This is a genomic window from Priestia sp. FSL P4-0332 (assembly GCF_038005845.1).
GTDB lineage: Bacteria > Bacillota > Bacilli > Bacillales > Bacillaceae_H > Priestia.
Map to the genome: position 1 here is coordinate 1 of NZ_JBBOUA010000010.1, position 8,397 is coordinate 8,397.

The 8,397-nt window shown below is 34.2% G+C and carries 10 protein-coding genes; 9 read left to right on the forward strand and 1 reads right to left on the reverse strand.

Features of this window, described 5'->3' with window-relative positions:
- Window positions 1-549 precede the first annotated feature (549 nt).
- On the reverse strand, window positions 550-978 hold the full coding sequence (locus MKY06_RS30655) for a hypothetical protein (RefSeq protein ID WP_218813185.1): 429 nt from the start codon (window positions 976-978) through the stop codon (window positions 550-552).
- A 483-nt stretch (window positions 979-1,461) separates the two neighbouring features.
- Between MKY06_RS30655 and MKY06_RS30660 the strand changes: the two genes are divergently transcribed.
- The 9 genes from MKY06_RS30660 to MKY06_RS30700 all read left to right on the forward strand — a co-directional run bounded on the left by MKY06_RS30660 (window position 1,462) and on the right by MKY06_RS30700 (window position 8,291).
- The gene (locus MKY06_RS30660) at window positions 1,462-1,710 is read left to right on the forward strand and encodes a hypothetical protein (RefSeq protein WP_328099710.1); all 249 of its coding nucleotides are present in this window, start codon (window positions 1,462-1,464) and stop codon (window positions 1,708-1,710) included.
- Between the two features lie 152 nt (window positions 1,711-1,862).
- Window positions 1,863-2,381 (forward strand): HTH domain-containing protein, encoded by a 519-nt coding sequence (locus MKY06_RS30665; protein WP_340962399.1) that lies wholly within the window; start codon window positions 1,863-1,865, stop codon window positions 2,379-2,381.
- 241 nt (window positions 2,382-2,622) lie between these two features.
- On the forward strand, window positions 2,623-2,919 hold the full coding sequence (locus MKY06_RS30670) for a hypothetical protein (RefSeq protein WP_116327474.1): 297 nt from the start codon (window positions 2,623-2,625) through the stop codon (window positions 2,917-2,919).
- A gap of 89 nt (window positions 2,920-3,008) precedes the next feature.
- Complete coding sequence (locus MKY06_RS30675) at window positions 3,009-3,872, forward strand: DUF2599 domain-containing protein (RefSeq protein WP_328099707.1); 864 nt, start codon at window positions 3,009-3,011, stop codon at window positions 3,870-3,872.
- Between the two features lie 751 nt (window positions 3,873-4,623).
- Complete coding sequence (locus MKY06_RS30680; protein WP_328099782.1) at window positions 4,624-4,977, forward strand: plasmid mobilization protein; 354 nt, start codon at window positions 4,624-4,626, stop codon at window positions 4,975-4,977.
- The gene (locus tag MKY06_RS30685; protein ID WP_328099783.1) at window positions 4,959-6,176 is read left to right on the forward strand and encodes a relaxase/mobilization nuclease domain-containing protein; all 1,218 of its coding nucleotides are present in this window, start codon (window positions 4,959-4,961) and stop codon (window positions 6,174-6,176) included. The genes MKY06_RS30680 and MKY06_RS30685 overlap by 19 nt, the downstream gene beginning before the upstream one ends.
- Window positions 6,160-6,303: a hypothetical protein gene (locus MKY06_RS30690; protein ID WP_328099784.1), complete on the forward strand. Its 144-nt coding sequence runs from the start codon at window positions 6,160-6,162 to the stop codon at window positions 6,301-6,303. The genes MKY06_RS30685 and MKY06_RS30690 overlap by 17 nt, the downstream gene beginning before the upstream one ends.
- Window positions 6,304-6,525: 222 nt before the next feature.
- Window positions 6,526-7,164: a MarR family transcriptional regulator gene (locus MKY06_RS30695; RefSeq protein WP_322385569.1), complete on the forward strand. Its 639-nt coding sequence runs from the start codon at window positions 6,526-6,528 to the stop codon at window positions 7,162-7,164.
- A 542-nt stretch (window positions 7,165-7,706) separates the two neighbouring features.
- Window positions 7,707-8,291 (forward strand): DUF3967 domain-containing protein, encoded by a 585-nt coding sequence (locus MKY06_RS30700; RefSeq protein ID WP_328099786.1) that lies wholly within the window; start codon window positions 7,707-7,709, stop codon window positions 8,289-8,291.
- The last annotated feature ends 106 nt before the right edge of the window (window positions 8,292-8,397 follow it).

Genomic DNA, 8,397 nt, shown 5'->3' on the forward strand with positions numbered 1-8,397 from the left:
GATATACATGTACACATTTAAAATATCGTATTAGGTGTTAATTTGTCCAGTCAAAGGGCAAACAAACTAAAAAGCCACCTCTTGAGTGTGTGGTAAGAGAGGTGGCCTTTTAGTTACATTTACTAGGGTTAAATGAAATCCAACTTGGGAAATCAGCCGGACTGTCACTATAACATATCCATATAAAAAATCAATTATTTAGAGGTTGAAGCATATGTATAAAAGGTGCGCTTTTTATACATATTTCTGCTACTTGGGAATCCAATAAATGCAGTCATATCAGGGATGTATAAAAAGCTGCATAATTCATAAAGAGAACCCTTTTGAGAAGCCTTGTCTCCCAAGGTTTCTCTTTTTTGATGTGTACCGGAAAGAGGTATTATGTTAACTAACTTTGTATACAATATTCATTCCAAATTCACTCTTAATATGAGATAAAATAAAGATTTCTTATATAAGAAGTTGTTTTTATTGGAAATTTTACATAGCAAAGGTATCAATAAATAAAAAGATAATGCATTGAATGCATTATCTTTTTATTTATTTTGATCATTTATACACTGTAATTGATGGAGAATAGAAAGTTTTTCCTCCAGCAGTATAACGTACACGCACTTTGAATGAGTTAACATCTACATCTCTTCTAATTCCACTTAAAGAGAATTTTTTAGTACTTGTTTGCTTTGAAAATGACCCGTTAGCATATCCTGCTGCACCATATCCTGTATCTTCAGAATCAACAACTGTCATTTCATAATTCATAGTGTTACATTTACCGTTTGTTTTCATGTAACTGTCAATACTAGTTGCAGCTTTTTTGTACACAGTACTATCTGTATATCCTTGGACTTGGCATCCACTTCCGTGGCCGGATACACTATACCAACTTGTAGTTGCTGCTTCAGCTTTTGGAGTAATTACAGCTACAAAAGCAAGTGTTACGATAAATAAAGGAACGATCTTAAGTAATTTTTTCATATTTAGTAATAATCTCCTTAATATATTAAAAATGACATGTAATATAGTAACATTTTTATATATTATTATCAATATTTACTTTTAATAGAAATTAGTAAATGTATAATTTATATTTGAAATTAAAATTTCAAAATTTTTATTTCCTATAATATGGATTATGTTAATTAAGTTTTTATATCTTAACCACTAACAAAAAGAACCTACTGTTTTAATGTAGTAGGTCCTTTTTGTTAGTTATTTATTTTTTAATTTTTTAACAAGTTTAAAACCTAGGAATCCTATTAAGCCGATAATTATTAAGAATAATAGCAATCCTGTTGGACTAAATGTACCCATAATACCATCCTTAAAATTTCTATAAATTACAATGTTACCATATTTAGATGGTTTGCACATTTCTTCGATAAGATTTTTGGTTCCTGGAACGTGTTTTATGTTAACTAAAGTCATATATCTTATGCAGTATGATAGGGGGTGAAGAAAGTGGAAGATAAAAAAAAGCAATCTTTACTAGATGAAATTTCTAGTTTGAAGAAAGAGTTAGAAGAAGCAGATAAAACGAATGATATACTTCAACTTGAAAATGATGATTTAAGAACAGAGGTTATGAAGGCTGACCAACGTACTTATTTAGTAATTGAGGAAATAGGAGAGAAAATTAATCAAGTATTAGAAATAGGTTCAAAGGTTGACAGACTCTTAGAAATTTTAGACAAGGAAAATAAAGATTAACTTTAATAAGTTAGTCTTTTTTAGCTACATATAATTTAAACAACGATTACCTTATGCGAAGAGATTTTCGTTTCTAAAGAAGTAATAGCAGGAAATATCAACTTGCATTTGAATACTAGTACTATACTTTTAAAACGAAAATGGAGGCTAGTATGATGCTGGTGAAAAAGATGTTAAATGGAATTATGATGAAAGAAATCACCATTAAAGAATTAGCTGATCAGTATGGTGTAAGTACTCGTACCATTCAATCAAAGATTAAAAAATTAGGCTATGAATGGGACAGTAAAGAAAGTATTTATCGCTATATTGGAGAAGAATCAGAACCTTTAGATGTTGATTTCAGTACCCTTATTTCTAAAAACAGTAAAATGCCAGCAAAACAAAAGCTAGTCAATAACGAGGTAGCAGCTAGTATTAGCTATTTGAATGAAAGTGAAAGTGAAAGTACTAGTGCTAGTTCTTCAAAAGCTAGTACAAATGATAGCAAAGTAGATGCAATTGACCTCTTGCTGCAGCATCCAAAAGAACGTTCAAAAAGAGTGTATCGAGGTTTTTATTTTGACGATGATGTCTTAGGCATCATTGATCGTGTTCCAAAGAGTTATAAATCTGAATTAGTAAACGAAGCTCTAAGAAAAGTGTTTAAGGAAAAAGGATTATTAGATTAAATAAAAGCACTCACTTTTTATACAAGTGAGTGCTTTTATTTTTAGGTGCTTCTTATAAAATTCATTTTGTTAACAAAAAAGCTTTTGGGACAATACTCAAAAGCTTTTTTTATTACTTTCATTCATTGATAATTTATTTATGGAATTACAAGGGTTATTTTATATTTTTTGTTAATTTAATCATACATTTAAATAAATATATGATATTATCCATTTATTGATATTAATGCAGGAGGTACTTATGTTATCATTTGAAGCTTTTAATTATATTAAATACGTTTTTATTTTCTTTATCATTATTTTAGTTGGGCTATTCTTCATTATTAATTTTTCAAAATATAATAGTTTAACCAATCTATTCTCGGTTTGTTTTATATCAATGATCTGTATAGTTGTTTCAATTTTTAATATGATTTTCTTAGGATATGCTGCTGACGAACTAAATTATACAAGAAGTTATCCTTCAGATATGTTTATAATTATTGTAATTTTAAGCATTATTAATTTTATTTTTTCTTATAGAAAGAAACAAAAATAGAAATATTTAGAAAAAATGGATTTAGCCATTGACTTATAATCTCCTTATGTTAAAGTTTGTATGTTAATACAATAAAAGGAGATGCTGTAATGTTCTTGAAATTAAAACCTAGTAAAATTTTTCTACTTGCTTTAGTTCCAACCTTATTTATTAGTCAACCTTCCTTTTCACAAGCTAAACAAATTGATAATGAACAAACTAAATTAATAACAGAAGATGGAAACAAAATAGGGTTTCAAAAACCTTCTATAGCTTCTAAAAATTCTTATAGTATTTTAAGTTTAAATAACGACTTAAATACAGATGTACATAAAGATGAAGAACTATTAAAAGAAACTATCAGTATTAACCCTTCTCAATCAAATTCAACTATTAATATCCCTTTTAATATTGGAGACGATGAAAGAATTATTCTTGGAAAAGATGAAAATGGAAAAGCTGATGGTGCAGCAGCTATTTATAATGAAAAAGACGACACAATTGGTATCATATCTACACCTACTATAGAAGATGAAAATAAATTAGAAATATCATCTGTTAGTTTAAAAGATAAGAATACTTTACAATTAAAACTAGAATCTAAAGATGTTAACAATACTGAAGTTAACAACCTTTCAGTCGCTTTAGCTGCAACTTATTACTCAACTTATTTTTCTAGCGGTAAATGGATTACTAGAGATGGAGTAGTATCTCTTAGTTTAACGCACAAACCATATCTTTTTGGTGGTACAACCAATGAAAGGTCATTAAAAAGATCAGATTCATGGAACAAAGTAAAAGCTGTTCACTCTGGGAATTCTAAATGGAAAAACACAAGTGGATTATATGATCAATATGCTTGTCATCTCGGAACCATAGGTTCTAGGAAAAATCCATATAATTTAGAACCAGCAAGACCAGATGTAAGCTATGCAGAAACTCTTCGCTATGCATGTAACGTACCAATAAAATAAGCTTGTTATCAAATATAAGAATAAAGGAAAAAACCACTATTTAATTTAGTGGTTTTTTCCTTTATTTATTCATTTTCACCTAGTCTAGGCTATTTTTTATACAAGGTACGAGTAGTATTTTTTAAGAAAACCACTTAAAAATTCTCCACTCTTTTCTCCTTGTATAAAAAATTTCGGCAGGTTTGAATCTCCCGCCAAGCCGACATACCCAAAACGAAGGAATTAGGGGATCGGCTTGTTTAGAAAGTATACCTGCCGAATCGCCAGCTCGGCCGTCCAAAAGTGCTCATCTTACTCCAAGATGAGCAACACATTAAAAACATAAGAAGCCAGCCTCTACCCCAAAACAAAGGGGGAGATAAGCTGCGTTGTCAATGGTAAGCGGACCGTAGGGAGCATTAAGGAATTGACAACGTCACTACACCAAGACCCTCTTGGCACTCAAACAACCACGTTTGTTTGACGCCAACCGGCGAGGGAGCCCCCTCAAAGTTTTGAGGGGGTTGGGGGTGTTTGTAGAAGCCATTCCAAAGGAGCTTTCCTTTGGCAGGTGTGGACAGCGTCCGCGGTTTGGCTCCCCCTTGAAAAGGGGGCTGGGGGGATTGTTATGCAAAGCATAACCAAGCTCAATTGGGTACCAATTGTAGAGCTTGCCTTATTCTGACTGTTTGGTGTATTATGGAAGCATACAGCTGGAATTTTACACCAAGTTCACCACGTCCAGTAGGTGAACATAAGGAGGAATAAAGGGATGAGCGAGACGAAAGGCGAGCGTAGGAACGAGCCTAAACAGGTGAAGTTCCGTGTCACTGAAGAGGAATTTGAACGGCTATCGCTGATGGCGGATAACGTAGGAATGACGGTGCCTGCCTTTGTGAAAGCAAAGGCACAGGGTACCCGCGTACGACAGCCGAAGATCAATCGTGAGGGCGCCCTAGCCATCGCGAAGGAATTGCGAGCTGTGGGTACCAATGTGAACCAAATTGCGAAATGGTGCAATGCAAGGGACATCGAACAATTGGGTGAACAGGAGCTTGAGAGATTGGTATACAATCTCGACGAAATTAAAAGGGGATTGGCTGCAGCATGGCAACGATTAAGCTGAGTACGACGAAAAACGCCAATGCGTTACTGAAGTACGCTGAGAAGCGCGCTGAGGTGTCAAATTCGCTTGATTGCGATGTGGACTATGTTAGAAACCAATTTAAAGCTACAAGGGAAATATGGGGTAAGAGAGGCGGCATACAAGCGCATCATGTGATCCAGTCGTTTAAACCAGATGAAGTGGATCCCCAGCAAGCCAATGAGATTGGGTTACAACTAGCTGAGAGGTTGGCAAATGGCTATGAGGTGGCCGTCTATACGCACACTGACAAGGATCACATTCATAATCACATTGTCATTAATGCTGTGAATTATGAGGACGGTAGAAAGTTTCATGCGCACGGCCAAGAGGCTATTGACCATGTGCGCAAAATAAGTGATGAACTGTGCAAGGAACATGGGCTGTCCATTGTAGAAGAGCGCTCGTCTGATGTTCGCTACACATTAGCTGAACAGTCATTGCTTCAAAAAGGTGAGTCGAGTTGGAAAGATGAAATTCGGACGGCCGTCGACTCTTCAAAAGAACAAGCAACTAGTTTTGAAGACTTTCAGGAACGTTTAAAAGACCAAGGCGTCCAAGCAACGCTACGAGGTAAAAACATCACGTATGAGCATCTAGAATCGAATAAAAAGGTACGTGGCACTAAATTAGGGTGGGCGTATGAAAAGGAGACGATTTTACATGGCTTTGAAAGACAAGTTACAAGAGAAAGAAAAACAACAAGTTCAGCAACAACAGTCAACCGAGGACTTGAAGAGGATATACGAAGAGATGATTTTGCGTCTCAGAGCGACGGAGGGCTATCTCTCGACGTTTCTGAAAGAAAACATGAACAAAGAGATGATGATGCAACAAGAGCTCGAACAGATCAAACAAACGAGCCAAGACGTACAAGCGGAAATGAGATTGACCTCGCTGACATCGATCAACAAATTAGAGACCGCCATCTTAGAGCACAAGCAATATACGAACGAAACTTTGGCCGAGATGAAGACGGCCATCAGGGTATTGCACAGCGAGATGAAAAAGAATCAGGAGTTTCTGAACAACGAGTTCCAAACAAACAATCAAGTGATCAAGGACGAACTCGAGAAGATCAGCAACAACCTGGGGAGCAAGTTCGACATGTTGAGCGAGAAGGCGAAATCAGAACTCAGCGAAATCGAGAAAAACAGCAAGACTATGATATCGAACGCTAAGCTAGGTGTGGCGTTTAATGGCTGGCTAGATTGGGTGAAATATGGAGCTGGTGCAGCAGTCTTTATGGTACCTGTATTCTTCTTGTTTAAATGGTTCTTTGGGTTGTTTGGTATTAATCTAGTATAATGGTTTAGTCTTTTACAAAATTCGTTGAAAAACTGCGAAAAGAGTAGAAAAAGAGGGAAATTATTGATAGTGTTGAATGTAGTATAAATGAGAAAAACCGCCCTTGCTTTGGACGGCAGGCGGTTTCTCAAACAAGAAAGGGAATGGGTCCCTTATATACATATTGATGTACATATTCTATCATAAGGGACTGATTCCTGCCATATAAGGAGAGGAATTAGTTTGGAAAAAAACAAAGATAATATTGTAAATTTGCAAAAAAAGCTTGTTGAAGCGGAAAAAAAAGCAAGGTCAAGAGATTTAGAAGCTGAAAAAGAGAGAGCTAAAACAGATTATCATGGTGTAGATCAAGATAAAGTCAATCAAGCGATGGAAACGTTAAGTCAAGCTACTGGTAAAGATATTTTTATAGGAACAAAAAGGACTCCACAATCGAGAGTGAGGTTTGTACAAACTTTGCAGGAGAATCAAGGATACCTAAATAAAGAGAAATATTTTACTGGGAGAGAAAAAGTGTTTTTGCATGATATTATCCCATATATAGCTTTTTCAACTAATTGTATTGTTTTAGATATTAAAGCTAAAAATCCAGTACCTGCTAATATTTCAGAAATTGCAAAATTAATTAATAGCAACAGAACAAACACAAGTACTGTTATCAATTCATTAGTTAAAAAGGGCATCTTATTTAAGGGCGAATCAGGAGTTGAAGATAATAACGCGAAAGCTTATGCTATTTTTGTAAATCCACATATTATTTATGCAGGTGATAAAGATAACGTAAATCAAGCTTTGCAAGTTATGTTTCATAAAGCTATGAAAATGAAGATATTAAAAGATTTACCAGATAAATTATTTTAATTAAAAAAGAGCCTATTATAGGCTCTTTTTTTTACTTTTCGTGTGTTGCATTTTTGCAACGCAACTGTTGCATTTTTGCAACACACGAAAAGTGTTAAAAATGCTGATATAACAGCGTTCATAGCACTTTAAAAAGTTTCTCTCTTCTCACTCTTTATTTAAATAGCAATTCGCTGATAGAATTGCAAGGATCTTTTTATACTTTTTTTCGTTTGAAAACCTCAGTTAAAACACTAAATTTTTCGAGCGGCCACTATGAACTATTTTAATCTGATAAGTACTAAATACTCTTCTATAAATAAGACTCAAGGCTAATATACCGCCTCAAGGCGGCCAGGCATTTATAAATAAGATTTTTTGCGTGGTTGTTCATTGTTTAGATCGTGTTTAAATAGTTGTTCAGATCATTTTTAAAAATAATTAACTAAACAATGATCTGAACAAGAAAAGAGGTTAACCTATATGTAGCATGGAATTGTTTAAGTGTTTGAATGGTGTTTAGTTTAGATGTTTAGTTGAATTTGAAAGCGGTGATCTGAACAGTGAAGGCTTCTAAACAGTGGTTATCAGCTGAAGAGATGGCCAAACAAGTAAAAGTGTCGGCCATGACTATAAAGCGTAATTGCCAAACTTATAAGGATTTTATAAATGTTAAGCAAGGTGAAAAGAATAAGTACTTAATTGATTCATCTTCGTTACCTGTTTTTCTTTTTATAGCTAAGATGAGAAATAAACGAAGTCTCCAATCTGCTCAGATACTCAAACTTTTAGTAGAAGAAGGATTCCCTAAGATTTACGATACAGAGAATATAAACTCTTCTGAACAACAACCTAAACAATCCTTAGAGAATCAAGGGTTTGTTCCTGTTCAGGAGATAGAATCCATAGTGGCTAAAAGAGTCCAGGAAGAATTAAAAAAACATGAGGATTTTCTAAATGAATGGACACGAAAACAAGAAGAACAGCAGCGGAAATTTCAAGAAGTACTTATTAAAAGGTTAGATGATCGAGATCAAAAGTTAATGAGCTCTATAAGAGAATTACAGGAGTCTAAATTAGAGATAGCAGCATCTATTGAAGAGCCTAAAAAATCCTCCAATAAAAAGTGGTGGGAGTTTTGGAAATGAGAAAGATAGCAAAATGCTAGTACAAGAAAAGCCCTCAAAATTAATTGAGGGCTTTTCTTACATGTGTGGTTGATCATAGCTGTGTTTATAGTTGATAAAAGTGAAA

What these genes read in the sequence shown, in the direction of transcription:
- MKY06_RS30655 (WP_218813185.1), bottom strand. Translation starts at nt 978, where the DNA reads ATGAAAAAATTACTTAAGATCGTTCCTTTATTTATCGTAACACTTGCT.
- MKY06_RS30665 (WP_340962399.1), top strand. Translation starts at nt 1,863, where the DNA reads ATGATGCTGGTGAAAAAGATGTTAAATGGAATTATGATGAAAGAAATC.
- MKY06_RS30670 (WP_116327474.1), top strand. Translation starts at nt 2,623, where the DNA reads ATGTTATCATTTGAAGCTTTTAATTATATTAAATACGTTTTTATTTTC.
- MKY06_RS30675 (WP_328099707.1), top strand. Translation starts at nt 3,009, where the DNA reads ATGTTCTTGAAATTAAAACCTAGTAAAATTTTTCTACTTGCTTTAGTT.
- MKY06_RS30680 (WP_328099782.1), top strand. Translation starts at nt 4,624, where the DNA reads ATGAGCGAGACGAAAGGCGAGCGTAGGAACGAGCCTAAACAGGTGAAG.
- MKY06_RS30685 (WP_328099783.1), top strand. Translation starts at nt 4,959, where the DNA reads ATGGCAACGATTAAGCTGAGTACGACGAAAAACGCCAATGCGTTACTG.
- MKY06_RS30690 (WP_328099784.1), top strand. Translation starts at nt 6,160, where the DNA reads ATGATATCGAACGCTAAGCTAGGTGTGGCGTTTAATGGCTGGCTAGAT.